Here is a 25,487-nt window from a genome sequence, read left to right on the forward strand (position 1 = left end):
GGGGTGCGGGAGGGGTTTTGATGCCTAAAGGTGTAAAGGATGTAGCATGGTATGGTGTCGAAATGCAGTTACATCATGATCTCAGGGAGGATTTATCGGTGGGTATTCGTAGTGAATGGTTCCGCGATAATGACGGTTTCCGTGTCTGCTCTCCAGTCCGGGTTGCTCAAGCAACCAATGGCGTAAGCATTAGCTATGCGGCAAATTTTCTGGCTACTTGTCAGCCTGCTGATTATTATGATGTCACCATAGGTATGAATTGGAAACCGGCTAAACAACTTAAAATTAAGTCTCAAGCCCTGCAAAATTTGAATATTCGCCCAAATATACGCTACGACAGAGTGGAAGGCATTGGTCAGGCTTACAGACCTTTTGATGATAGAAAGGACCAATTAATAATTTCGGTCGATGCGACTCTCCCGTTTTGATTTAGTGCTTTTTAGATAAGTTGAACTCTGTTTTCCAAAACGCAGCACTCATAATGAAATGGCGGCTCTCTTTTTAAGGACGAGTGACCGATCATTACACAAAAGATTCTGAATTATTTTATTGGCGTTCTAAAACACATTAGGAGTGATACTAGTGAAAATTGATATTGGGGCACTTTACTCGCTTAATCAGTAGCATCAATAAATTTTGGCAAAATGGCTAGCCATATATTGATGTTTTAAAGAGAATAGCCCGTTTAGGGGTGTCACCGACTTGAACGTGGATTCTTTGGAAAACTGCTATTTTCTCTCCGAGGTTACCGGTCATGTATTTCATGACAAACCCAATCTGCTCTTTAGTCGCGTCTACTACCGTCCCGAGGACAAGTCCACGGGTCTGCGTTGCGATCAAACCATTGTGCAACCGCGCCGATGGCCGGAAAGGGTTGCCCGCAGCGCCTGCGTTGAATCAAGTTTACAATTCGGTTTATATCTTGATCGCTATCGTGAAAAAACGTCTAAATAGAGAGGCTCCGCTTTACATAATTCTATAAATTTTGCAGCCTGATTGTTTTCGATAAAACACCACGCAATCAATTATCTAAAAACTCAAAGGCACTAATAAACATACAGCGAAACAACAACAAATTGAATATATGTACCTAAATGACCGAACACAAACTTAACTATGTTGCAAAAATATCTTGAGTACTTCTAGCGTATTTTTGCTAAAGCGCTTTTCGCTCAACGCAACACACTGCATCAAAACCCTGATTCATTTCGGTTACACTCCGAAACCGGATTGATCAGCATACGTTAAACTCGATATACAACCCAAAAGACTACCCCAATCGATAGATATCACCATATTTTTGCTTAAGATAAGTAACAAAATAATCAGGATTAAGCCCCTCCCCCGTTACCTGCTGAACTAATTCTTGCGGTGTATATAATCGGCCTTGGCGATGAATTTTTTCATTCAGCCAATTTTTTATCGGCATGAAGTTTCCTGCTTCAATATTTTTTTCAGTCTCCGGTAATTCCTTCACTAAGGTTCTATAAAATTGGCAGGCGTAAATTGCCCCTAAAGTGTAGGAAGGAAAATAGCCGAAAGCACCGCTGCTCCAATGTGAATCCTGCAATACGCCTAAGGTATCAGTAGGTGGTTTGACACCTAGATATTTAAACATCAATTCATTCCAGGCTTCCGGCAAATCGTCAACACCGATTGAACCATCGAATAAAGCACTTTCTATCTCATAACGTAGAATAATGTGCAAGGGATAGGTCAATTCATCGGCCTCAACTCGTATGAAATCAGGCTTACAACTGTTGATTGCCTGATAGAAGGAGGACGCTGATTCGCCATCAAGGTTTTCTGGAAAAGTAGCACGAATGCTTTCAAAATAATGCGCACAAAAGTACTTATTTTGCGCAATCATGCGTTCCCAAAAGAGTGATTGGGATTCATGAATACCCATGGTTAACGATTCGGATGCGGGCAAACTTCGCCCTTCCATCATACGCCCTTGTTCATAGAGACCATGCCCGGTTTCATGAATAACCGCATACAGTGATTCAATAAAATTACTTTCCTGATAACGCGTGGTAATGCGAACATCGGTTGGATGGCTGCCACCACAGAAAGGATGTACGGAAACATCCATGCGACCTTGGTCAAACTGAAAGCCCATATCTCGACTAATCTGTCGCGCCAATGCCTCCTGCTTTCCAACTGGAAAGGTGCCTTGTAAAAATGCCCTGTCAGGGTGACAGGAACTTTCTTGAACCGCTTTAATGAGGGGAATTAACTCAGATTTAAGTCGTGCAAAAACGGGGGAAATTTCAGCTTTGGTAGTACCCTGCTCAAAATTGTCAATATTGGCGTCGTAAGAATTCATATTTGGAAAAACACATTGTGCCCATTCTTTTTTTAGTTCCAAGAAACGTTTTAGAACCGGTGCAAAATTTGAGAATTTATTTTCTTTACGGGCAGCAACCCAAACCAGATGACTTTGCGAACTCAATTTGGCCATTTCCTGGACTAATTTTTTTGGTACTTTTGTTGCTCGCGCAACGTTGCGCTGCGCTTCCCGAATATTGCAACGCGCGATGCTATCGTATAAAGTCGTATCTTGGTCTAATGCATCTAGACAATCTTGCAGACGTGGATCTGTAACCCGTTCATGAATAATACCCGCTAGTGCTGAAATTTGTTCCGACCGTGCTTGTGCAGCACCAGGTGGCATCACAACTTCTTGATCCCAACCGATGGTCGCCATGACACCTTTAAGATGCGAAATTTCTTCTAGTTTCTCTACTAGAGCCTGGTAATTTTCTGTATTCATTAAACATCCAAATTTATTATAAATGTATGTTCACCATAATTTAACGGCACTTCAAGTTAAAAATCGCCCCCTGTTCAACTCGGGCCAATCCACACCTTTTATGAAAGAAACCAATCTGGCAGCCTCTGCGACAAACTCGCAAGAAACCTTGAGTTACTTGCCCATGTAAGCTACAGTTTTTGGAATATGTTCGGCATGATGTAACTTGGACACTATTAGATTAGTAGATAAAAAGTGCTCATTCATCCGAACAAAGGTTGTTTAAACTTACCCATTTTTCGTCTGGTTCTGGGCGAACGACCCACTATTTGATGACGTCGTTAATAACTTTGTGATTAAATGTGCTGTAACAATTATTCTAAGTATTTCTAGCGCATTTTCGCTACCGCATCCTCCACCCGCTCAACCGCAATAATTTCCATGCCTGCTATTTCTTGCTTCGGCTTGTTAGCCTTGGGAATAATGGCCATGGTAAAGCCTAGCTTGGCAGCCTCTCGCAATCGCTCCTGTCCACGCTGCACCGGACGTATTTCGCCAGCCAAGCCGACTTCCCCGAACACCACCATTTTTTCTGGCAGTGGTTTATTTCGCAGTGAAGACACAATGGCCAGCAAAACAGGCAAATCGGCGCCCGGCTCGGTAATTTTCACTCCGCCCACCGCGTTGATAAACACATCTTGATCAAAGCAGGCAATGCCTGCATGGCGGTGCAGTACCGCTAACAACATGGCCAAACGGTTTTGTTCCAGACCCAATGAAAGTCGACGGGCATTAGGTGAGTGCGCCTCATCCAGCAACGCCTGAATTTCCACTAATAGCGGACGCGTACCTTCCTGCGTCACCATCACGCACGAACCAGCCACTTGCGCGCCATGCTGTGACAGAAACAACGCGGAGGGATTATTCACTTCACGCAAGCCTTTTTCGGTCATGGCGAACACGCCGAGTTCGTTTACTGCACCGAAACGATTTTTGAACGCGCGTATCATACGAAAACTGGAGTGGGTATCACCCTCGAAATACAGCACGGTATCCACGATATGTTCTAGCACGCGTGGTCCGGCCAACGTCCCATCCTTGGTGACATGGCCAACCAGAATCATAGTCACCGCTGTACTCTTCGCTATGCGTGTGAGTTGCGCTGCGGACTCACGCACCTGCGCTACCGAGCCTGGGGCTGATGTGAGATGCTCAGAGTACATGGTTTGGATAGAATCGATCACCACCACGTCTGGTTGTTCTTGCTTGATGGCAGCCTGAATTTTTTCCAGCTGAATTTCAGCCAGCAGATACATGCCGCGCGCATCAAGCGATAGTCGCTTGGCGCGTAAGGCAATTTGCTGCGCAGATTCCTCGCCACTAACATATAAAACTTTTTTATGAATGGCAAGTTGCGCCAATGCTTGCAACAGTAGGGTAGATTTACCTATTCCAGGATCACCACCTATCAAAACTACGCCACCACTCACTAACCCGCCACCCAAAACGCGGTCAAACTCGGCGATGCCGGTTGGCGTGCGCGGCACTTCTTCTGCCTCTACTTCGGCCAGCGTCTGCACTATGCTCATCGTCGACAACGAGCTGTAGCGATTTTTTCCACTAGTCGGCAATTCCGCCACACTTTCCATCAGCGTATTCCAAGCCGTGCAATGCGGACACTGCCCTTGCCATTTGGAAGCCTGTCCCCCGCATTCAGTGCAACTATATATTATTTTTGCATTCGCCATAGTTAAGGCAAGGTATATATGAGGGTAGACGCGAAAAAGTTATACTGCGTAACAAATCATTTTGAATAATCAACTAATTAAACACATAGCCAGCAACATCTATGAACGGAATTTAGATTGCGGCAAGGGCCTGTCACAACACTGACCTAGTCTGTGAGGCAAGAGAATGTCTGTGTGGTAGTTAATAAGCAGAGCGTGGCGCGCAACTACATTTCTACCACTCATTAACCTCCAAACATTCCGCCAAATTCAACTTGACTCCGGCAAGTGCTGCTCATGTAAGTGTATTAACTTCTATTGCTGCACTTTAGCCATTCTGAGCAGGCACTTGCCTTTATAAAACCCTCGATGTAATTCGCCCACTTAATTACCGACAACTATGAGTTAGATGTTTTCCACTCATTTGCCAACTCCTTCGCTTCGGCAATTTGGGAACTTGTCATAAACGATTCCGCAATCTCCAGTCCATTTTTTGCACTTTCATCACCAGCCTCACTGGCAAGATTGAACCATTTATGTGCTTCAATGTAGCTCTGTGCAACACCGTGGCCTTGCGCATACATGAGCCCCAAATTATTTTGGGCAACCGGATGCCCTTTGTCTGCAGCCTTTGTCCACCAAGACACCGCCTGCTTATGATCCTGCTCTACACCTTCACCAGTGTCATATAAGCCGCCCAGATTTAATTGGGCATCAGCATTTCCCTGCCCCGCAGCCATGCTGTATAAAAACACAGCTTGCTGGTAATCTTGAGCAACACCTATACCTTTTTCATACATAAAGGCCAGGTTGTATTGAGCCACTTCATCTCCCTGCTCCGCAGCCTTGCGGAACCAAAATACAGCCTGCTCGTCGTCCTGTTTAACACCTTGACCTTTTGCGTACATAAAAGCCAAGTTGTATTGCGCCTCCGAATTCCCCTGCTCTGCAGCTTTTAGCAACCATGACACTGCTTGCTGGTAATCTTGTGCAACACCTTCTCCTTTGGCATACATGAGCCCAAGATTGTTTTGTGCCAATGCCTCATCCTGCTCTGCTGATTTGCGAAACCAAGGTTCAGCTTTCTGAAAATTTTGTGCAACTCCTAAGCCTTTTGCGTATATTAGCCCCATATAGTTTTGCGCCAGCGCATGCCCCTGCTCTGCAGCTTTCTTAAATGATTTTATGGCTTTAGCGTAATCTTTGCTAGCTATAAACTTTTCACCTGCCTCAAAGTCTTTTGTAATTGCTCCTGCGGGTGTTGTTGCCTTCATAATTTCTCTCCGTAATTTAAATCGTTGCTAGCGGCAAATCTAGTTAACACTGTGGGAATAAATTTATAAGTCAGCATCATTGATCGCACACTGGCTGACACCTTCGAATGATGTCACCAATCACGCGCCGATGTCGAGAATATATTTTGTATTTTAAACAGATTGCCGCGATTTTAAATCGCGTAATTGGTTCTGTACTGACTAAGAATGTAAATATCCATCTTAAAGATATCAGCTCTCACTTTGGGTTTCTGTTTGTTTTTTTTGCGGCACTCCAATGTGTGAATTGCCACGTTTAAGCGCCAGCTCATTCTGTTTTTGTCGCTCAACAGCACGAGCACGTGTTTTTTCTGGCAGGCTATCGAAGCAATGCAAGCAAGATATGCCAGCTTGGTAGCTGGGTAAAGCCTTCTCATCCTGTGAAACAGGATGGCGGCAGGCGAAACATTGATCATGCGTCCCTACTTTCAATCCTTGTCCAACAGAAATTCGCTGATCGAATACGAAACACTCGCCCTCCCATAAGCTCTGTTCAGCAGGAATATTTTCCAGATACTTGAGAATACCACCCTGCAAGTGGTAGACCTCCTTGAAACCCTGCTCGAGCATGAAAGAAGTCGCTTTTTCACACCGGATTCCACCAGTGCAAAACATGGCAATTTTTTTATGCTTTTCGGGATCAAGATTTTTGCTGATGTACTCCGGAAATTCGCGGAATGTAGTGGTATGTGGGTCGACTGCACCACGAAAAGTTCCTATATCGTATTCGTAGCCGTTCCGTGTATCAATAAGCACTACATCTGGATCGGAAATTAGAGCATTCCAATCTTTTGCGTCCACGTAGGTGCCGACCTTTTCGTTCGGATCCACTCCTGGCACTCCTAGCGTGACGATCTCCTTTTTAAGACGGACCTTCATTCTGTCAAAAGGCATTTCATCTGAATAAGACTCTTTATGCTCGATATCCGCTAACCGCACATCTGCCCGCAAAAAAGAGATCAATGCATCCACCCCTGCACGCGTACCGGCGACAGTTCCGTTAATACCTTCTGCAGCGAGTAAAAGTGTTCCATTGAGCCCTTGTGCGACGCAAAATTCGAATATACCGTTTTGCATCTCGCAATAGTCAGGGAGTTTGGCAAACTTATATAGCGCAGCAATGACAATATTGGACATGAATTATTTGACTCTAATATAAAGCTACGTGGAGGGGGTCCCTAAAAATTTTACCACGGTATACAATTGATATGTATGCGTTAATTTTTTCGTATCACTCCGTATTGTAACGGAACGGGGTAAGCAGACAAGCTTTAATGCGACTGCTCGCAAAATTGCGATATTTAGAGGTATCCTTGAAAATATTGCATAAAATTATTAGATATGAACGCGATGTTCAGGACGCTATGCGTCTACCTTCAATTATATGTTGGCATTCATTTAATATTTGCTTGCAACCCGTACTCAGGCAAAATATTAAGGCCATGTCGCAATTACCTGTTGTAACTGCCTTGAACTTCCAAGAGTATCAATTACAAAAACTGTTGGCGTGTTTTTTTGGCTCAGGCAGTCCATCATTCTGTGCTAACCCAGATAGTTTGCGGGATACCGCGTTGTAACACCATGAAATTTCACCATCAGTGCTTGAGTCGGCTGCCATAGACATTGACGTTTTGAATTTGATAGCTATCGTCTATTACACGCTGGCCTTCGGCAACATTGACTGGACAGCAAGAAGTAACGGGCAGGTTGCATGATCAGTACATTTCAGTAAGAAAATCGAGTTGATGAATGACGTAGAAAATGCCTGCAAACTCATTATCAATCAAGCGATTTGACTCATTATTCGCTTGATCTCAAATACACTGAACACGGCGGCGCATTCCACGTTTCGGTCTCTTAAATTATCACCTTCCTTTCAAAAGCAACGTTAACTTTACGTCACTCTTGGAAGGCCATTTTTCGGGAAAGCTCCTCTTGCAAGTAACTCAAAAATTACTAGCAATTCTTCGGGACGCATCCCAGCCAGAAAAATTGTTGGCTGGCGGCAAATAGCGTGCTAATTCATTCAATGCCAAGCGGTAAACATCCCGTTTAAACTCAATCACACTTTCCATTTCAACCCAGTAATCGTTCCAACGCCAAGCGTCGAACTCGGGGTGAACAGAAGCACGCAAACAAACATCACAGTCGCGTCCGACTAATCGCAGCAAAAACCATATTTGCTTCTGCCCCCTGTAACTGCCTCGCCACTCACGCTTAACCCAATGTTGCGGCACCTCATAACGTATCCACTCACGCGTTCGACCAAGTATCTGGACATGGCTAGACAACAAACCCACCTCTTCCTGCAATTCGCGATACATCGCTTGCTCTGGTGTTTCACCGAACTGAATGCCACCTTGCGGGAATTGCCATGCATGTTGCCTGATTCGTTTACCCCAGAATACCTGATTCTTAGCGTTAGATAGAATGATGCCGACGTTGGGTCGATAACCATCCCGATCAATCATCTTCGCCACCTGCTGAAATAATTTAGATAGTTCGGATTTTTTCACATTTCACAACACATTGATAGCCACCTCATTACAATCGATACTGCATACACACTTCGTTCGCTGTAAAATTAGCTCCTTGATAATTCGATTTGGCAAACATACCATCATGCGCGTTTCACAATTTTTCATCTCCACTCAGAAAGAAGCTCCCACAGAAGCCGAACTAGTCAGTCATCGTTTAATGTTACGCGCCGGTTATATAAAAAAATTGGCTAGCGGCCTGTACACTTGGATGCCATTGGGCCTACGGGTGTTACGCAAAGTAGAAGCCATGGTACGCGAAGAAATGAATAATGGTGGTGGCATTGAGATACTAATGCCCGCCATACAGCCCGCCGAACTTTGGCAAGAAACTGGGCGCTGGGAAATATTTGGGCCGCAAATGCTCAAAATTAAAGATCGTCATGACAATCTATTTTGTTTTGGTCCCACTCACGAAGAAGTTATTACTGATATCGCACGTCGTGAAATAAACAGCTATCGTCAGTTACCAGTGAATTTTTACCAAATCCAGACTAAATTTCGGGACGAAGTGCGCCCCCGTTTTGGTGTGATGCGTGCACGCGAGTTCGTAATGAAAGATGCATATTCATTCCATGCCAGCTTCGACAGTTTGGAGCAAACCTATCGTGTAATGTATGAAACCTACAGTCGCATTTTTACCCGACTTGGACTCATGTTCCGAGCCGTTGCGGCGGATACAGGTGCAATTGGCGGCAGTGGCTCACATGAATTCCACGTGCTGGCTGATTCTGGCGAAGACGGGCTAGCATTCTGCCCCACATCTGATTATGCCGCTAATGTGGAACTGGCTGAGGCCATCGCACCAAGCATCTTGCGCGCAGCTGCCACTGAAAATTTGCAAAAAACCATTACGCCCGGGCAAAAAACTATTGCAAGCATCGCCACGTTTTTAAATGTGACGCCGCAACAAGTGCTAAAAACAATCGCCGTCATGGATGCCAGTGGCAACTTTACCCTGCTTTTGCTGCGCGGAGATCATATGCTGAACGAAATCAAGGTAGCTAAGATACTAGGCGAATTCCGTTTCGCCAGTGATGATGAAATCCAGCAGAATATGGGTTGTCGTGCCGGTTACATTGGTCCGGTCAAAGCGACTGTAAGAATTTTGGCTGATCATGCTGCTGCTGCCATGAGTAATTTTGTCTGCGGAGCCAATGACGACGGATTTCATTACATTCACGCAAATTTTGAGCGCGACACCAACTTGGACGAAACCAATGTTTATGACCTCCGTAATGTGATCGCCGGTGATCCCAGCCCCGATGGAAAAGGCACGTTGGAACTCTGCCGCGGTATCGAAATTGGCCACATTTTCCAGTTGCGCACCACTTATTCCGAAGCGCTAAATGCTAATTACCTCGATGAAAATGGCAAATCTCAATTTATGGAAATGGGTTGTTATGGTATCGGTGTTTCGCGAATCGTCGCTGCCGCAATAGAACAAAATCATGACGAGCGTGGCATAACCTTGCCTGCTGCCATGGCTCCGTTCCAAGTAGCACTTGCACCTATCGGAATCAATAAAAGCGAAGCCGTGCGCACAGCGACAGAACAGCTTTATGCTGAGATTGGCGCGACTGGAATTGAAGTATTGCTTGATGACCGCAACGAACGTCCAGGCGTAATGTTTGCTGATTTAGAGCTCATCGGCATCCCACATCGTATCGTAATCGGGGATCGCGGTCTCAGCCAAGAAGTACCCATGGTTGAGTACAAGGGACGGTGCGATATAGAAGCGCAACATATTCCATTACAGGATATTGTTAAGTTCATACAATTATCCTTACTTCAGGGCACCTCTAACAATTCAAATACCTGAGGTTATAAATTAATCAAGCCTGAACTAACATGGCACTCCACCAAGGAAAGCAATTTAAAATCATTTAAATGCAGATGAGTCGCTTTGATTAATCAGTCAGAGGCAATCACATTTACAGTCACTATGAATAACATTGCTCGAGAACCACCCAAGTATTGGTTGCACGAATAATGAGCATCTGTCTGCTTAACGGCAATTTTTTCGAACAACAAATTGCTAAGGCAGGTGCGGAGGCTGTCCGTGATTTAAACGACCACGGGAGAGGCTTAGAGCAATAACCACTTTGGCACAAAAGTGGTAGTACTGACGGAGTCGACGGGCAATACCTTTGCCGCGAAGCATACCAAAACCTGAGGTAGCAGATTAAATCAACCCGATCCAATTTACGTAAATAATATTTTTGGTGACTGTTTTACTATGGGCTATACCAGTATTAGCTGTTGCGCCTCGAACCTAAATTTACCTATTCCGTTGGTGTATGACATACGTAAACGAAATAACATTCCTAACTCATCATGTTGAAATCCTGCGCTCCAGCTACCAACACTGGACTGGAAAACCAGATTTTGATAGAGGCATCAGCCAAGAAAATGCTGTTGAGGCACTTTTTTTGGCGCCGTTCGCGGTTGTTTCTCACGGTATTGGGGTAGACCCAGTATTCAATTACGGTAACCAGCGAGCACTGGATATGTTCGAAATGAGCTGGGAGGCGTTTACTGTTCTGCCATCACGTCTATCGGCTGAAACAGTTAACCAAGCAGAACGGATTAAGCTGCTGAATTCCGTTACCAAACATGGATACATCCATAACTATTCAGGTATCCGCATCTCAAAATCCGGTCGGCGTTTTATGATTCGTGACGCCACGATATGGAATTTGATATCGCCAGAAGGTCAGTTTTATGGCCAAGCTGCACTCATCCAAGACTGGGATTATCTTTGATTTTTGCAATGGCTCTATGAAAGATTTATCAAGCTTTTGCACTGTTATGCCATAAGAATGGAACAGCCTGTTCGATAACGTTTAAAAGACCTACAGCCTAATGGAATATTGATCAGAAACTGCAAGCCCTGGAATTCATTATTGTCATTGCCAACATAAAATATTTTAAATTTTAAATACTTTAAACCGTTAACAAGTTCGTGGATTTCGAACTTGAATTCACTTAATTAAAATTTAAACAGTTAAGTTGCGAGGATTGAAAATGGATACCAAAATTATATTTATCAAAACCAGCAAGGGTGAGAATGAAAGCAACAGGACTACTAGTTATTTATCCAGTGATATCAAGCGTGCTTTCTATTTAATTGATAACAAGTCTACTGTTAAAGAACTGATAAAAAGAGCTGCGCCCAGCTTACGTGAATCACTTGAATATTTACTACAGGATCTAATCAATGAAGGATTTATTCAAGATAAAGACAAAGTGAGTTGCGTTGCTAATATTGCGATTCCACGCGACAGGCGTGTGAGTAGCAATGACAATATTTACATTGGCCGAGATCGAAGGAAAGCGACGCCATTACAACCTATTAAGTGTCAGAAAAGCTCACGGAAAACAGGGCCAATTTAATATATTCAACAGAATCATTATGAATGCCTTCCTAATCAAACTTTAACTTTTTAAAAGTAATTAAACGCATGCACTTTAAAATTCAGAGGTGGCATTCCAAATGTATAACAAATTTTTACAAAAAACAGCTTGCAGTACGTTAGCTGTTGTTCAGATTTTTCAGGTGCCTTTCAGCAAGCGGCCATAAGCAGCCTATCAAGAATTCTCTTCACATCATGCGATTAACCACATACATTCCTGATGCTCAGGCTGATGCGTCCAACTCAATAGGGCACCCCTACACAAACATGGTGAGCCAAGTATAGAGGAATGAAAGTTCGCCAGACAACAAGCCCCGAGAGAAGTGGAGCAAATGATAGTGGATATTCTGACACCAGCTAGCACCGATATCATCAGTCGTTCTCTATGGTCAGCGCTTCCTTTGCTGCGACTTGCTCCTGGCCTAGGGATATTTCATGGTTTTATTTGGATCGTCAGGTAGGCCTGATACTGGTGCTACATAATATCAATACCTATAACGTAAAACAAAATAACATAACCATAAAAATCTGGTGACGTGGAGAAAATATGTTATGTTCACAATATGTTGCATAAGGTCTGTTCCGCAACATATTGTATAAAATCCAAGCAGCAATGGAACACTGCACCAGTATTAATATAGGGTTATTTTCTTATAAAATCAGGAAGCTCATGAATGGAGTTTGAATTGACCAGCCGCATACTTGGAGCAGAAATAAAAATTAATCAAACATTTATAGTAGTCGGCGTTTTTTTCCGACCGGTAGCTCACGACTGCCAATGGCACGGAAGCTGGAGCACTAATGGAAAAAGTTGAAGTCAAACGCTGGTGGTGGCTATTGTTAATGGTCGTTGTAATTTGGTTTGGCACATTAGAATACCGCAAGCTGATAAAGCCAGATGAAGGGCGCTACGCCGAAATTCCGCGAGAAATGGTAGCGAGTGGTGACTGGGTGACGCCGAGACTGAACAACCTCAAATATTTCGAAAAGCCCCCGCTACAATATTGGGCGACAGCGACCGCATTTACCTTCTTGGGCGAACATCATTGGACATCACGTTTATGGCCTGCGTTGACTGGTTTTGCTGGATTGTTATTGGTGTGGTTTGCCGGTACTCGGCTGTTCGGGCGTGAAGCAGGACAGTATGCGGCTTTGATTCTTAGCAGCAGTTTGCTATACGTGCTGATCGGGCATATCAATACGCTCGATATGGGTGTCACATTTTTCCTCACATTCGGTATCGTCGGCCTGCTACTCGGTCAACAGGCCGACGCCGATACGCGTACCCGGCGCAACTGGCTCTATTGTGCTTGGGTGGCATTGGGCTTGGCCGTATTAAGCAAAGGACTAATTGGACTGGTGCTGCCAGCCGCTACGCTGGTGATTTATTCTGTGTTGCAGCGCGATATAACGCCATGGAAACGTCTCAACCTTGTGCCTGGACTATTGTTGTTTCTGCTTGTCACTGCGCCATGGTTCATTTTGGTGATGAAAGCCAACCCAGAATTTTTCGAACGTTTCTTCATTTACGAGCACTATACGCGATTTTCTACCAAAGATTTGGGACGTTATCAGCCTTGGTACTATTTTATTCCAATCCTGATTGCAGGGATGTTTCCATGGACGATTTTAATGTTTGATACCTTACTGCGCACTTGGAAAAGCGCCGTATATATCGGCAAAACATTTAACCCGGAACGATTTTTGCTGATATGGGTGGTGTTCATTTATGTATTTTTTTCAATATCTGGATCAAAACTGCCGTCCTATTTGCTGCCAATGTTTCCGGCTCTGGCATTGCTAATGGGCAAACGGCTAGTCGAAATACGCGAGAGGGTATTGCTGTGGCAACTCGTTCCTGTTTTGCTGGCACCACTGGTTACGTTCGGGTACGCACCGTTTACAGCGCAGTTTGCAGAAACACCACTCAAAATAGAAATGTATCGCGATTACGCAACTTGGGCTGTGGTGGCTGCACTGGTTATTCTGATTGGACTGATCTCCGGCATGATGTTGTTGGCACGCAGAAAAAAAGCTCTGGCGGTACTGATAGTTACATTAAGCTCTTTAATAGGAGCACAAATTGTTTTATCTGGGCATAATACAGTAGCCAGAGGGCGTTCTGCGTACCACATTGCTGAGTCCATCCGTTCCTATGTCAAGCCTGATATGCCATTGTATTCGGTGGGTACTTACGAGCAAACTCTGCCGTTTTACTTGAAACGCACCTTCACCTTAGTTGACTATCAGAATGAGATGGCATTTGGTATTTTGCAGGAGCCGCAACGCTGGATTCCAAATATCGCCAGCTTCGCGAAAATATGGGATCAGCAACCAACAGCGTTGGCGATCATGCCGGTTCAGTTATACCCGCAACTTACACAGCAAGGTGTGGCAATGAAGATTATTTTCGAAGACACGCAACACATCGTCGTGATTAAACCATGAGCCTGATCAGTTTCGGCCTGATTTTCCTTGGCGTGATGCTCAATGTTTCTGCGCAACTCATGATAAAGGCTGGTACCAACAGCATTGGCTATTTCGAATTCAGTCGCAGCAATATTCTGCCAATCGGTATGCGTCTTGTCACCGAGCCGCACATTATCGGGGCAGTAGCCTGTTACGTATTCAGCGTGGTGATCTGGATACTGGCTTTGTCACGTGTGCAGGTCAGTATTGCTTATCCGCTGCTGTCTATGGGGTATGTCGCAAATGCAGTGGCGGCATGGTGGTTCTTTAATGAATCAATCAACCCGGCTAAAGTGGCCGGCATCAGCGTTATCATCCTGGGCGTTGTCATTATTTCTCGAGCATGAGCGAATTCCTTCCTTTTTCTCGTCCATCGATTGATGAGGCTACTATTGCCTCTGTGGCAGAAACCTTGCGTTCCGGCTGGATTACCAGTGGGCCAAAGGTGCAAGAATTCGAGAAGCGACTCTCTGAGTATTTCGATGGGCGCCTAGTGCGCACCTTCAACTCTGGCACCTGCACCATGGAAATCGCCCTGCGCATTGCGGGTATAGGGCATGGTGACGAAGTTATCACCACGCCCATTTCATGGGTGGCTACCGCCAACGTCATACTTGAAGTCGGCGCAACTCCAGTATTCGCTGACGTTGATCCCGTCACAAGAAATATTGATCTGGACAAGGTTGAAGCTGCGCTCACGCCGCGCACCAAAGCAATCATCCCAGTTTATCTGGCGGGCAGACCGGTGGATATAAATCGCCTTTATAAGTTAGCTGCAAAGCACAAATTGCGCGTGATCGAAGATGCTGCACAAGCTATTGGTTCCACATGGCAGGGCAAGCCAATCGGTTCGTTCGGCGACTTTGTTTCGTTCAGCTTTCAGGCCAACAAGAATATCACTACCGCCGAAGGTGGCTGTCTGGTACTGAACAATGCGGAGGAAGCTGCACTCGCTGAAAAATATCGGCTGCAAGGCGTCACGCGGAGCGGCTATGACGGCATCGAAGTGGATGTGTTAGGCGGCAAGTTCAACATGACCGACATCGCTGCTGCCATCGGCTTAGGCCAGTTTGCGCAATTAAACATTATCACCGCGCAACGACGAAAATTGGCGCGGCATTATTTCGCGTTACTCGGTAATGATTTCGAAGCACAAACTAGCGCGCAATTACCTCCGGCTGATTTTGAATCCACCAACTGGCATTTGTTTCAGGTAGTGCTACCGGAGAGTGTCAACCGTGCTGATTTTATGGCACGTATGAAAGAAAAGAACATCGGCATCGGTTACCACTATGCGTCTATTCACCTATTCAAGTTGTATCGAGCACTGGGTTTTAAGGAAGGCATGTTCCCAGTTGCAGAGCGTGTTGGGCGTCAGATCGTTTCCTTGCCAATGTTTGCAGCGATGAATGAAAGTGATGTTGAGCGCACGTGTGAGGCGATGGTTGCAGTATTGAACAATTAGCATGTGTATAACGCACGCAATGCTGCTGACTATACCTTGTTTTAATACCGACTTTCAATTTCGCTAACCTCACCCTCTGCGATAAAATCACTGCGCTATGAACACCCCACAACTTTCCGTCGTCATTCCTGTTTATAACGAAGAAAAAGGTCTGCAAACCTTATTCGATCGTTTATATCCCATACTGGATAATCTCGGTATTAGCTACGAGGTCGTGTTTATCAATGATGGCAGCCGTGACCGTTCGGCAGCCATCCTGCGCGAACAATTTCAACGCCGCCAAGATGTAACGCGGGTGATCCTGTTTAATGGCAATTTTGGTCAGCATATGGCGATCACTGCGGGTTTTGAGCATGTGCGTGGTGCGCGCGTGGTAACGCTGGATGCCGACCTGCAAAATCCGCCGGAAGAGATCGCCAAGCTTCTCGCCAAGATGGATGAGGGTTACGACTACATCGGTTCAATACGTAAGCAGCGTAACGATAGTTGGTGGCGGCATTTGGGCTCACGTGCCATGAACCGGCTGCGCGAACGTATTACGGATATTAAAATGACTGATCAGGGTTGCATGTTGCGCGCGTACGACCGTCATCTCATTGATGCAATTAATAGTTGCCAAGAGGTAACTACTTTTGTCCCGGCTCTGGCCTATACTTTTGCGCGCAATCCCGCCGAGGTGATGGTTGAGCATGAGGAACGTGCGTTGGGTGAATCAAAGTATTCGTTGTACAGTCTGATTCGACTTAATTTTGACCTGATGACCGGATTTTCAGTAGTACCCCTGCAATGGTTCTCCATGGCTGGGATTACAGTTTCATTGATGTCTGCATTCTTCGTGGTCTTTCTACTAGTGCGTCGCCTGTTTGTTGGCCCAGAAGCGGAAGGAGTGTTTACACTGTTTGCCATCGCTTTTTTTCTCATTGGTCTCACCCTGTTTGGCATCGGTCTTCTGGGGGAATATATTGGCCGTATTTATCTGCAAGTGCGCCATCGTCCGCGCTATCTGATTCAAGCCGTATTGGACAAGACTGAATGACACGCGTGGTCGCTTTTGCTTACCATAACGTGGGGGTTCGTTGCCTGTCCGTATTGCTGGCGCAAGGCATAGAGGTGTCGCTGGTGGTTACGCATCGTGACAACCCGAATGAAAATATCTGGTTTGCCAGCGTGTCCGAGTTGGCTGCGCTGCATGGCATTCCAGTCATCACACCGGACAATCCCAATACTGTGGACGTGCTTGAGCAGATTCGAGCGTTACAACCAGACTTTCTTTTTTCCTTCTATTATCGCGAAATGCTTAAGCGTGAGTTACTGGAACTTCCTAAGTATGGTGCGCTCAACATGCATGGCTCGCTGCTACCCAAATATCGAGGACGGGCGCCGGTAAATTGGGCCATAATTAAAGGCGAAACAGAAACTGGTGCGACTTTGCATTACATGACTGAAAAACCGGACAATGGTGCGGTGTTGGCGCAGCAGGCCGTACCAATATTGCCTGATGACACTGCATTCGAAGTATTCCAAAAAGTCACTGTGGCGGCTGAAATCGTACTGAATGCTTGCTTACCCGCTCTACTTGCAGGTACAGCAAAGCCAGTAATGCTGGATTTGAGTCAAGGTGCATATTTTGGTGGACGCAAACCGGAGGATGGCATAATTGACTGGTCGCAAAACGCACACAGCATTCATAACCTGGTGCGTGCTGTGGCGGCGCCCTATCCGGGCGCAACCACACGAATTATGGACAAAACCATGTGCATTCAGCAAACGTTGGTCACAACTTGCGCAGCAACGGGTGAAGCACCAGCCTTCTATGTCAAGGAAGGCAAGGCATACGCAATTTGTGGGCAAGGCGAACTGCGCGTATTACGTTTTGAGCTGGATGGTATAGAAATGAGCCCCTCAGAATTTGCTACACAGTATGGCTCGGCAAAATTTGAATTTACCGCGTTTCTCTAATACTGAGAATTTGCGAGTCATTAATCTAATCGACTAGCAGCCTGTCGAACTAAAAGAGTCGTAGCTAAAATTGAGCTTAGCGAGTGTAGGCTTTGACGATTTTATTTAAGCCGACAAGCTGCTAGATGAATTAAGACCGTTGTGGAAATTAGTACAAGTTTAGTATCCATCATCCTCACGCAGACGAGAATACAATTTTTATGCCCCAGTTAGCTCTTAAAATTGACGTTGATACCTATCGCGGCACGCACGAGGGGGTTCCGCGTTTAGTAGAAACGCTAAAGCGACATGATGTGAAAGCCACATTTTTCTTTACTCTGGGTCCTGACCACACAGGCCGAGCTATCCGACGTGTATTCCGCCCCGGATTTTTAGGTAAGGTATCGCGTACCTCGGTGCTTGAACACTACGGCATCAAGACGTTACTGTATGGCACCTTATTGCCTGGGCCGGATATTGGACGTCACTGTGCACATATATTACGCTCTGTCCGCGATGCAGGTTTTGAGGTCGGCATTCATTGCTATGACCATATACGCTGGCAGGATTATGTCGCGGGTAAAGATGCTGAGTGGACAAGGCGCGAAATGCAGCGCGCCTTGGATAGATTCATCGAGATTTTTGGCGAAGCACCCAAGGCGCATGCTGCTGCCGGTTGGCAGATGAACCGGCATGCACTGCGCCAGTTACAGCTACTAGGTTTTGATTACAGCTCTGACACACGCGGCACGCACCCCTTTATCCCTACTTGGGATGCTGAGATTGTTGCCTGCCCGCAACTGCCAACCACCTTGCCCACACTGGATGAAGTCATTAATCGTGAGGGAGTCACACTGGACAATGTGGCGCAGCACTTACTGCGACTGACTGCAACCTCACCTACTATGGGCCATGTATATACACTGCATGCCGAGTTGGAAGGCGGAAAGTGGATGCCAGTATTCGAACAACTCATTACAGGTTGGAAAGAACAGGGCTACGAGCTTGTTTCATTACGTCAGTACTTGGAAAATCTTAACGACACTCTGCCACGGAATGAACTGGTGACAGGGACAGTGGATGGACGTAGTGGAACGCTGGCCATGCAAGGAAAATAGGCGCGAAAACTGCATATTTTCAGCTTAGTTGAACCCCTAATCTGAATTTTTTTATAGTAATGGTTAATGGGCGTGAGTAAAAAAAATTTAACGAGCATATATTCGATAGCCGAGTAATCATTTTTTACGAATAACACGATATTGTGACGAATATTGAATTATTTTTAGAGGTGCACTAATAGCAAATTACACTTTGGCAGAGTACAAGTTGTATACGGATAATTTCGAACAATAGCTGATTGTGCTTGCCCTGCTGCCAATTATATCCATGAATACCTCCGATCTCCTTGCGTGTTAACTTCACGATCGCCGTCGATTTTCGGGTAAGCAGATATTTTCTGATCTGGGTGTATTACTACACTCTACCGTCGATCACCTTATTGTTATGATTTACCTTCTGACCGCCGCCATTCCTTATTTCCGTCATCCCAGCTACATCAAGCAATCCCTTCGTGATTGACTGACAAAAATCGCATCAGATTACGAGGGCGACAATGATTCCAATACACGTTAATGGTAGCCAATAACAGTGCCAGTTTCACCTTTGGTTTGAGCGGTAATATCATTTAACTGCGCAAAACTGAGGTGGGAATGATGAAGAACTCACGTGGGCATTCCACTGAATAGTCCGCAGCTCGCTAAACGTTTGCTATGATTTACCTAAATTGGTTACCACCTGACTGCTGGTTCAAGTATTGCAGATCAATGAACGATTCTTTAGTGCATAGGGCCTTCCAATACTACAAGCATAACTTCTAATCAAACTGCCGAAAATAAAAAATTAGTTATCCGATTATTAGAAGGAGTAAAACTGCGCATTACTTATGACTTGCTCGCGTATATGGGGCTAGCCTTAGCTCAGAACGCACTGAGCTGCGTTAAAAACCTAAACAACGAATAGGGACGGATGCTTGGGTTTGGTTGACTGTGACGTGCGCAAATAGCGTGCTGATGGTGCAGTGATTGTCCGGCGGCTTTTTGAAAGATTCCATCAAAACAAAGTTGATTGAATATATGTGGTGACACGGTGGACCATGCGAGGAAAAAAAATAAGGCCTGCATCGCTGCAAGCCTTATGAATAATGGTGCCGCTTGTCGGATTCGAACTGACGACCTACCGCTTACAAGGCGGTTGCTCTACCAACTGAGCTAAAGCGGCGAAAAACTATTTGTATGACGTTCAGATATTCTAAATCCACCTGAACTTATGTACTGAAACTGGTAGGTCGTGCCAGATTCGAACTGGCGACCAACGGATTAAAAGTCCGCTGCTCTACCAGCTGAGCTAACGACCCATCTTACTTAAAGAAGGGCGCATTATACGGACTTTACCCGTCCTGTCAACGCGACAGAGCGCATCATTCTACAATACGGTAACGCGTCGGATCGATTATTCCGGCAGATTTGAAGCCAGCCAGACGCAGTTGACAAGAATCACACACCGCACATGCGCGGCCATCTGAGTCGGCTTGGTAGCAGGACACGGTCAAGCTGTAGTCTACACCAAGTTCGGTACCTAGTTTGATTATATTAGCCTTGGAAAGGCGCAACAAAGGTGCGTGCAATGTCAAATATTTGCCCTCTACAGCTACTTTGGTGGCGAGATTGGCCATTCTTTCAAATGCCGCAATATATTCTGGACGACAGTCAGGATAACCAGAAAAGTCAACTGAGTTCACCCCAATAAAAATATCCTGTACTTGCAAAACTTCTGCCCAAGCCAACGCCAGCGATAGCATAATAGTGTTTCGCGCTGGCACATATGTCAGCGGAATGCCTGTAGCTGTCTGTTCTGGCACTGCAATGCTCATATCAGTTAAGGCAGAGCCGCCAAATTTAGTCAGGTCAACGTTGACAACACGCTGTTCAATCGCACCCAATGCCTTTGCCACCCGCTCTGCCGCAGCAAGTTCAGCAAAATGGCGCTGCCCATAGTCCACACTCAACGCATGACAAATATAGCCCTGCTGCTTCGCCAAAGCCATCACGGTGGCTGAGTCCAGACCGCCTGAGAGTAATACTACTGCATGCTTCATTTTCCCGGCTGACTACCCCACAACAACTTGTGCAATTGTACTTGCAGGCGCACTGGCAAGCTATCGCGCAAAATCCAGTCAGCCAGTACTGTAGGTGACAATTGATCTTGCGCCGGTGAAAATAGTACAGTGCACATACCAGCCAAGTCGCGTTCACTCAACGCCTGTTTGGCCCATATGTAATCGGATTCATCACATAAGACAAATTTTATTTCATCGTGTGTATTCAATGCAGCAAGATTGCTCCACAGGTTCTTTTTTTCTTCACCTGATGCTGGTGTCTTTATATCCAGGATTTTCATCACACGGTCATCGACGCTAGTCACGTCCAGTGCACCGCTGGTTTCCAACGACACCTCGTAACCTGCATTGCACAAGGCACTTAATAATGGCAAGGCATTTTTTTGAGCCAGAGGCTCACCCCCAGTTACCGTAACATAGCGCGTATGATGACGCGCAACTTCAGTTAGTATTTTCGTAACTGACATATTCTGTCCACCACTAAAAGCATAAGCAGTATCGCAGTATGTGCAACGTAGTGGGCATCCAGTCAGTCGCACGAAAACCGTCGGCAAGCCGACACGACTCGTTTCGCCTTGTAATGAATAAAAAATTTCGGAAACTCGCAACTGCTCGCGGACGGAGCAAGTAATCATGAAAATCTGCTATAAGTAAAATTAACTTGTTGTTTCATTGAATTATCGGTTGTGGAACAGTGACTGCTTCAAGCTTCTCTAAACGTCTGAAGCGAGTATCTAAGTCAATGTAATAATCTCTTTGCCGCTTTTCCGCTTCTTGAAGGCTATGCGTAAGTAATTCGTCTTGCCCACGCAACCTGCGCAACTCAATTTTTTGTGCCTCTATCTGAGCTTGAAGAGCAAGTATCTCACGGACATGTTGCTTGCTAGTCTCAATCTGTTTCTTTATAGCTTCAACTTGCAGCTGGATGGTTTCAGATTGTTGCTTGTCATTTCCTTCCAGATATAAAACACGATCCTTTAGTTGCCGAATTTGATTATGTGCCTCGTCATCGGTAAAGAAGGCAGCATGTGCAGAGCATGCAGTAACGGCACTCCAGCCAGCAAACAGTAAAGTGTAAAGTTTCATATCAACTTACTCTGGGGCATAGATCAAATCAGTTCGCCGATTTTTAGACCAAGACGACTCGTCATGCGTTTCACCAACAGGCTTTTCTTCACCATAGCTAACGGCCTTAATCTGATCCTCTCTTACACCACCTACTAGTAGCCTTTTTTTAACGCCATCGGCGCGACGCTGCCCCAAAGCCAGATTGTATTCGCTACTCCCACGTTCATCTGAATTTCCTTCCAGGCGAACTGTACGGTTTGGGTGTGCAACCAGATACTCCGCATGTTTCTGAACAGTAGGCTTATCCTGCTCTGATATAGTATCTATGTCGGTTGGGTAATAGATAACGCGCGTAGCCAATAAGCTGTTCGGATCATTAAATTCATCATTCGCTTCAGATTCAGCAGAGCCAGAGTTAAATCCTGAGCCAGAGTTAAATCCTGAGCCAGAGTTAAATCCTGAGTTAGAGTTAAATCCTGTGCCAGAGTTAAATTCTGAGCCAGAGTCTGAGTCAGCGGGGTAAATTGTGACACCAGACGCGCTTGAAAGGGGGTTATCGCCCGCTGCAGATGCTTTAGGAAAAGAGTTTTCATCCATGGATGCATCATTACCGGCTACAGGAGGTTTAGCACAAGCAACAACTAGGTGCACTATTATTACACCCACCATTAGTTTCTTTATATTTTTCATTATAATCATAATATCAGTTCTCGCGAAGTTGTTACTTTAATAAAATCTAGCGAAAGCTTCTTACATCTTTGATTTGCTAAATCATCTTCATAATAATCTTTTATCGCTAATACAAGATTATTCTAAATGCTAGCCGACAAAATACAAAGAGATAGACGCATTTACTAAAAGTATCGGACAAAGACGCATTTACTTGATAGAAGGTGCTGTTGATGTTCCAAGCGGAACGGGCGTTACTATCGCTTCAAAATTGCGAAGGGTGTTATCCATCTCAATATAGAAATCTTTCTGACGTTTCTCTGCATCCTTCAAGTTGCGTAACAAATCTTCGATCTGGCTGCGCAGCTTTCGTAACTCTGTATTTTGTGCAGCATCGATCTTCGTTTGCATCTCAATCATTGAATTGGTTTGTTGCTTATTGGTTTCTGCAAGACGCTGTTTTGATTCCTGCAGCTTTTGCAGCAAATCTTCATTCTGATCACCCAGCTTTTTTAATTCCATGTTCAGTGAATCAACCTGCGCTTGTAGCTTGTGCATAGAATTAGTTTGTTGCTTACTAATTTCTGCCTGCCGCTTCTCAATTTCCTGCACGTTATGCATCAGCTCTTCACTCTGATTCCGCAATTCGTTTGCTTCAGTATCCCGAGTTCCAATTTTTTCATTCAAATCAAGCACTGCTACCGTTTCAATATGCTGTAAGCGGCTATTTAAATCGCTATGGATATTTTTCTGCTTGTTTTCTATTTCCTGCAGATTGTGCTTAAGTGTATCGTTCTGACTACGTAGCTCGGCGCTCTGCACCTCCATATTTTTTTGTAAATCAAGGGTAGAGCTAATCAGTTGTTTGTTGGCTTCTGCTTGCTGCTTCTCAATATCCTGTAAATTTTGCGTTAACATGTCTTCATTATGACTACGTAATTTATGCAACTCTTCATTCAAAGTCTGGATCTGCTTTTGTAGTTCTATCGGAGAGACAGTTTCAAAATTGCGAATACGCGTATCCAGATCGGTGTAGACATCTTTCTGCCGTTGATTTATATCCTGCAATTTGTAATCAAAACTTTCACTCAAACCCTGCAATTTGCGAAACTCTGTGTTTTGAGCTTCGATCTGTAGCTGGAAATCTAGCATTGCATGCGTTTGTTGCTTACCGATTTTTTCCAGCTCGGCGATGTTATTTTTAAACTCTGCTTGCTGCTGGTCCAGAACGGAATTAATTCGTTGCTCGCTGATTTCCTCTAGCTGAGAAATACGAGTTTTGAATTGGGCTTGCTGCTGATCAAGCATGGCAGAAACTTGCTGCTTGTTAGTTTCTTCTAATTGATCTAATCGCTCGTTAAGCTGCGTTTGCTGACTTAGCAGAGAGCTGGATTGTTGTTTGTCGGTTTCTTCCAAATGCGCTATGCGCTCACTTAACTGCGCTTGCTGGCTTAGCAGAGAGCTGGATTGTTGTTTGTCGGCTTCTTCCAAAAGCGCTACGCGCTCACTTAACTGCGCTTGCTGGCTTAGCAGAGAGTTGGATCGTTGTTTGTCGGTTTCTTCCAAATGCGCTATGCGCTCATTTAACTGCGCTTGTTGATTTAGCAGAGAGTTGGATCGTTGTTTGTCGGTTTCTTCCAAATGCGCTATGCGCTTATTTAACTGCGCTTGCTGATTTAGCAGAGAGTTGGATTGTTGTTTATTTGTTTCAACTTGTTTTGTTCTGAATTCAGCTTGTTGCTTACCACTTTCTTCAACCTGTGTAATACGCATATTCAGCTGCGTTTGCTGAACTAGCATATTGTTGATATGTTGCTTTATCGTGTCTACTTGTTTAATGACATCGATCTCTCGTTTGGTTCTTTCTTCCAACTGAGAAATCCGCACCTTCAGCTGCTCTTGTTGATCTAATATAGAGCCAGCTTCTTTCTTATTAGTTTCTGCCTGTATCCTCTCAGAATCTTGCTGTTTGCGCATCAAATTTTCTAATTGAAGCTTTAAGTCGCGCAATTCTTTGTCGTGATCCTCGTAAAGATTTGTCTGTCGTTTCTCTATATTCTGTAAATTATGAATACTTTCTTCGTTTTGCCCATGCAACTTACGCAATCTATTTTTTTGAGACTCGATCTCCGTCTGCAGATCACTAATCAAGCTGACTTGCCTTTTGTCAGTACCTTCCAGATTGGATAAGCGATCTCCTAATTGCCTGATCTTGCTGTGCGCCTCATCGTCGCTAAATAGGGCAGCCTGAGCCTGCCCTATAAAAACACACAATCCTACAAACAGCAATGCTTGAAACTTCATACCTGACTTATTTGGTTTGATAGTTTAAGTCGGTACGGCGATTTTGTGACCAAGCATCCTCATTATGAGCAGTAGATGCTGGCTTTTCTTCACCATAGCTAACCGACTCAATCTGGCTTTCTTTAACACCACCCAGCAGCAACATCTTCTTCACACCATCAGCGCGACGTTGCCCCAACGCCAAGTTATATTCACTACTCCCGCGCTCATCGGCATTGCCTTCCAAACGAACTGAACGATCTTGATGTCCCGTCAGATACTTAGCATGAGCCTGCACAGTGCGCTTATCCTGTTCTGGTACGGCATCTACATCTATTGGATAATAAATACTGCGCTTAGCTTGCAAGTCGCTCGGGGCGCCCTGAGATGCATCAGCGACTGATTCCCGTGCTGTCGCCGCTTCAGCAGCTTGTCGTGCAGCATCTCGTGCAGCATTCGCTTTAGCGGCATTCTGTGCTACAGCCACATTAGCCGCTTCACGTGCAGCTGCCGCATCAGCTGCTGCCTGTGCTGCAGCCGCCTTGGTAGCTTCAAGTTCCGCTGCAACCTTTGCTGAGTTGACTGCTTCCTGTTCTGCAGCCGCATTTGCTGCTTCGCGTGCAGCTGCCGCATCAGCTGCTGCCTGTGCTGCAGCCGCCTTGGTAGCTTCAA

At 45.2% G+C, this 25,487-nt stretch carries 21 protein-coding genes, 2 tRNA genes and 1 pseudogene; 10 read left to right on the plus strand and 14 right to left on the minus strand.

Annotated features, from left to right (window positions below):
* A partial coding sequence (locus MJ770_RS09655) for an outer membrane beta-barrel protein (RefSeq protein WP_239253376.1) occupies positions 1 to 428 on the plus strand: 428 nt, incomplete at its 5' end.
* Between the two features lie 842 nt (positions 429 to 1,270).
* On the opposite strand, the gene MJ770_RS09660 is transcribed toward MJ770_RS09655, so the two are convergent.
* The 6 genes and pseudogenes from MJ770_RS09660 to MJ770_RS09685 all read right to left on the minus strand — a co-directional run bounded on the left by MJ770_RS09660 (position 1,271) and on the right by MJ770_RS09685 (position 8,266).
* Entirely contained in the window at positions 1,271 to 2,776 is a 1,506-nt protein-coding gene (locus MJ770_RS09660; protein WP_239253377.1) for a carboxypeptidase M32, read from the minus strand.
* A gap of 368 nt (positions 2,777 to 3,144) precedes the next feature.
* Positions 3,145 to 4,503 (minus strand): DNA repair protein RadA, encoded by a 1,359-nt coding sequence (gene radA, locus MJ770_RS09665; RefSeq protein ID WP_239253379.1) that lies wholly within the window; start codon positions 4,501 to 4,503, stop codon positions 3,145 to 3,147.
* A 377-nt stretch (positions 4,504 to 4,880) separates the two neighbouring features.
* Positions 4,881 to 5,756 carry a tetratricopeptide repeat protein gene (locus MJ770_RS09670; protein WP_239253381.1) on the minus strand — a complete coding sequence of 292 codons (876 nt, stop codon included), beginning with the start codon at positions 5,754 to 5,756 and terminating at the stop codon, positions 4,881 to 4,883.
* 231 nt (positions 5,757 to 5,987) lie between these two features.
* Entirely contained in the window at positions 5,988 to 6,932 is a 945-nt protein-coding gene (gene trhO, locus MJ770_RS09675; protein WP_239253384.1) for an oxygen-dependent tRNA uridine(34) hydroxylase TrhO, read from the minus strand.
* Between the two features lie 297 nt (positions 6,933 to 7,229).
* Positions 7,230 to 7,480, minus strand: a pseudogene (locus MJ770_RS09680) (IS1595 family transposase); the annotation flags it as partial.
* 261 nt (positions 7,481 to 7,741) lie between these two features.
* Entirely contained in the window at positions 7,742 to 8,266 is a 525-nt protein-coding gene (locus MJ770_RS09685; protein WP_239253420.1) for an RNA pyrophosphohydrolase, read from the minus strand.
* 151 nt (positions 8,267 to 8,417) lie between these two features.
* Between MJ770_RS09685 and MJ770_RS09690 the strand changes: the two genes are divergently transcribed.
* The 9 genes from MJ770_RS09690 to MJ770_RS09730 all read left to right on the plus strand — a co-directional run bounded on the left by MJ770_RS09690 (position 8,418) and on the right by MJ770_RS09730 (position 18,738).
* A complete protein-coding gene (locus tag MJ770_RS09690) occupies positions 8,418 to 10,154 on the plus strand; it encodes a proline--tRNA ligase (protein ID WP_239253385.1) in 1,737 nt (578 codons plus the stop codon).
* A gap of 478 nt (positions 10,155 to 10,632) precedes the next feature.
* Positions 10,633 to 11,097: an MEKHLA domain-containing protein gene (locus tag MJ770_RS09695; RefSeq protein WP_239253386.1), complete on the plus strand. Its 465-nt coding sequence runs from the start codon at positions 10,633 to 10,635 to the stop codon at positions 11,095 to 11,097.
* Positions 11,098 to 11,359: 262 nt separating this feature from the next.
* Positions 11,360 to 11,728, plus strand: coding sequence for a hypothetical protein (locus MJ770_RS09700; protein WP_239253387.1), 369 nt, complete (start codon positions 11,360 to 11,362; stop codon positions 11,726 to 11,728).
* An 821-nt stretch (positions 11,729 to 12,549) separates the two neighbouring features.
* Positions 12,550 to 14,196: a glycosyltransferase family 39 protein gene (locus tag MJ770_RS09705; protein WP_239253388.1), complete on the plus strand. Its 1,647-nt coding sequence runs from the start codon at positions 12,550 to 12,552 to the stop codon at positions 14,194 to 14,196.
* On the plus strand, positions 14,193 to 14,564 hold the full coding sequence (locus tag MJ770_RS09710; RefSeq protein WP_239253392.1) for a DMT family transporter: 372 nt from the start codon (positions 14,193 to 14,195) through the stop codon (positions 14,562 to 14,564). The genes MJ770_RS09705 and MJ770_RS09710 overlap by 4 nt, the downstream gene beginning before the upstream one ends.
* Positions 14,561 to 15,682 (plus strand): DegT/DnrJ/EryC1/StrS family aminotransferase, encoded by a 1,122-nt coding sequence (locus MJ770_RS09715; RefSeq protein WP_239253394.1) that lies wholly within the window; start codon positions 14,561 to 14,563, stop codon positions 15,680 to 15,682. The genes MJ770_RS09710 and MJ770_RS09715 overlap by 4 nt, the downstream gene beginning before the upstream one ends.
* A 97-nt stretch (positions 15,683 to 15,779) precedes the next feature.
* Positions 15,780 to 16,718, plus strand: a complete 939-nt coding sequence (locus MJ770_RS09720) for a glycosyltransferase (RefSeq protein WP_239253395.1) — start codon at positions 15,780 to 15,782, stop codon at positions 16,716 to 16,718.
* A complete protein-coding gene (locus tag MJ770_RS09725) occupies positions 16,715 to 17,641 on the plus strand; it encodes a formyltransferase (protein WP_239253397.1) in 927 nt (308 codons plus the stop codon). The genes MJ770_RS09720 and MJ770_RS09725 overlap by 4 nt, the downstream gene beginning before the upstream one ends.
* 200 nt (positions 17,642 to 17,841) lie before the next feature.
* A complete protein-coding gene (locus tag MJ770_RS09730; RefSeq protein ID WP_239253398.1) occupies positions 17,842 to 18,738 on the plus strand; it encodes a polysaccharide deacetylase family protein in 897 nt (298 codons plus the stop codon).
* Between the two features lie 1,083 nt (positions 18,739 to 19,821).
* Here the strand turns inward: MJ770_RS09730 and MJ770_RS09735 are convergent.
* The 8 genes from MJ770_RS09735 to pal (MJ770_RS09770) all read right to left on the minus strand — a co-directional run.
* Positions 19,822 to 19,897, minus strand: a tRNA-Thr gene (locus MJ770_RS09735).
* A 60-nt stretch (positions 19,898 to 19,957) separates the two neighbouring features.
* A tRNA-Lys gene (locus MJ770_RS09740) sits at positions 19,958 to 20,033 on the minus strand.
* A 63-nt stretch (positions 20,034 to 20,096) separates the two neighbouring features.
* Positions 20,097 to 20,774 (minus strand): 7-cyano-7-deazaguanine synthase QueC, encoded by a 678-nt coding sequence (queC, locus tag MJ770_RS09745; RefSeq protein ID WP_239253401.1) that lies wholly within the window; start codon positions 20,772 to 20,774, stop codon positions 20,097 to 20,099.
* Positions 20,771 to 21,430 carry a 7-carboxy-7-deazaguanine synthase QueE gene (gene queE / locus MJ770_RS09750; RefSeq protein ID WP_239253404.1) on the minus strand — a complete coding sequence of 220 codons (660 nt, stop codon included), beginning with the start codon at positions 21,428 to 21,430 and terminating at the stop codon, positions 20,771 to 20,773. Before queE ends, queC begins: the two co-directional genes overlap by 4 nt.
* Before the next feature lie 34 nt (positions 21,431 to 21,464).
* Positions 21,465 to 21,881, minus strand: coding sequence for a YbgF trimerization domain-containing protein (locus MJ770_RS09755; RefSeq protein WP_239253406.1), 417 nt, complete (start codon positions 21,879 to 21,881; stop codon positions 21,465 to 21,467).
* 6 nt (positions 21,882 to 21,887) lie between these two features.
* Complete coding sequence (gene pal / locus MJ770_RS09760; protein ID WP_239253410.1) at positions 21,888 to 22,553, minus strand: peptidoglycan-associated lipoprotein Pal; 666 nt, start codon at positions 22,551 to 22,553, stop codon at positions 21,888 to 21,890.
* Positions 22,554 to 22,742: 189 nt separating this feature from the next.
* Positions 22,743 to 24,836, minus strand: coding sequence for a YbgF trimerization domain-containing protein (locus MJ770_RS09765; protein ID WP_239253416.1), 2,094 nt, complete (start codon positions 24,834 to 24,836; stop codon positions 22,743 to 22,745).
* Positions 24,837 to 24,843: 7 nt separating this feature from the next.
* Positions 24,844 to 25,487: peptidoglycan-associated lipoprotein Pal (gene pal / locus MJ770_RS09770; protein WP_239253417.1), on the minus strand; the 644-nt coding region annotated here is incomplete at its 5' end.

The sequence above is a fragment of the Candidatus Nitrotoga sp. M5 genome (assembly GCF_927904885.1).
GTDB lineage: Bacteria > Pseudomonadota > Gammaproteobacteria > Burkholderiales > Gallionellaceae > Nitrotoga.

Excerpts from the sequence above, each read along its gene's own strand:
- MJ770_RS09660 (WP_239253377.1), bottom strand. The coding sequence starts at position 2,776 with ATGAATACAGAAAATTACCAGGCTCTAGTAGAGAAACTAGAAGAAATT.
- radA (WP_239253379.1), bottom strand. The coding sequence starts at position 4,503 with ATGGCGAATGCAAAAATAATATATAGTTGCACTGAATGCGGGGGACAG.
- MJ770_RS09670 (WP_239253381.1), bottom strand. The coding sequence starts at position 5,756 with ATGAAGGCAACAACACCCGCAGGAGCAATTACAAAAGACTTTGAGGCA.
- trhO (WP_239253384.1), bottom strand. The coding sequence starts at position 6,932 with ATGTCCAATATTGTCATTGCTGCGCTATATAAGTTTGCCAAACTCCCT.
- MJ770_RS09685 (WP_239253420.1), bottom strand. The coding sequence starts at position 8,266 with ATGATTGATCGGGATGGTTATCGACCCAACGTCGGCATCATTCTATCT.
- MJ770_RS09690 (WP_239253385.1), top strand. The coding sequence starts at position 8,418 with ATGCGCGTTTCACAATTTTTCATCTCCACTCAGAAAGAAGCTCCCACA.
- MJ770_RS09695 (WP_239253386.1), top strand. The coding sequence starts at position 10,633 with ATGACATACGTAAACGAAATAACATTCCTAACTCATCATGTTGAAATC.
- MJ770_RS09700 (WP_239253387.1), top strand. The coding sequence starts at position 11,360 with ATGGATACCAAAATTATATTTATCAAAACCAGCAAGGGTGAGAATGAA.
- MJ770_RS09705 (WP_239253388.1), top strand. The coding sequence starts at position 12,550 with ATGGAAAAAGTTGAAGTCAAACGCTGGTGGTGGCTATTGTTAATGGTC.
- MJ770_RS09710 (WP_239253392.1), top strand. The coding sequence starts at position 14,193 with ATGAGCCTGATCAGTTTCGGCCTGATTTTCCTTGGCGTGATGCTCAAT.
- MJ770_RS09715 (WP_239253394.1), top strand. The coding sequence starts at position 14,561 with ATGAGCGAATTCCTTCCTTTTTCTCGTCCATCGATTGATGAGGCTACT.
- MJ770_RS09720 (WP_239253395.1), top strand. The coding sequence starts at position 15,780 with ATGAACACCCCACAACTTTCCGTCGTCATTCCTGTTTATAACGAAGAA.
- MJ770_RS09725 (WP_239253397.1), top strand. The coding sequence starts at position 16,715 with ATGACACGCGTGGTCGCTTTTGCTTACCATAACGTGGGGGTTCGTTGC.
- MJ770_RS09730 (WP_239253398.1), top strand. The coding sequence starts at position 17,842 with ATGCCCCAGTTAGCTCTTAAAATTGACGTTGATACCTATCGCGGCACG.
- queC (WP_239253401.1), bottom strand. The coding sequence starts at position 20,774 with ATGAAGCATGCAGTAGTATTACTCTCAGGCGGTCTGGACTCAGCCACC.
- queE (WP_239253404.1), bottom strand. The coding sequence starts at position 21,430 with ATGATTACTTGCTCCGTCCGCGAGCAGTTGCGAGTTTCCGAAATTTTT.
- MJ770_RS09755 (WP_239253406.1), bottom strand. The coding sequence starts at position 21,881 with ATGAAACTTTACACTTTACTGTTTGCTGGCTGGAGTGCCGTTACTGCA.
- pal (WP_239253410.1), bottom strand. The coding sequence starts at position 22,553 with ATGAAAAATATAAAGAAACTAATGGTGGGTGTAATAATAGTGCACCTA.
- MJ770_RS09765 (WP_239253416.1), bottom strand. The coding sequence starts at position 24,836 with ATGAAGTTTCAAGCATTGCTGTTTGTAGGATTGTGTGTTTTTATAGGG.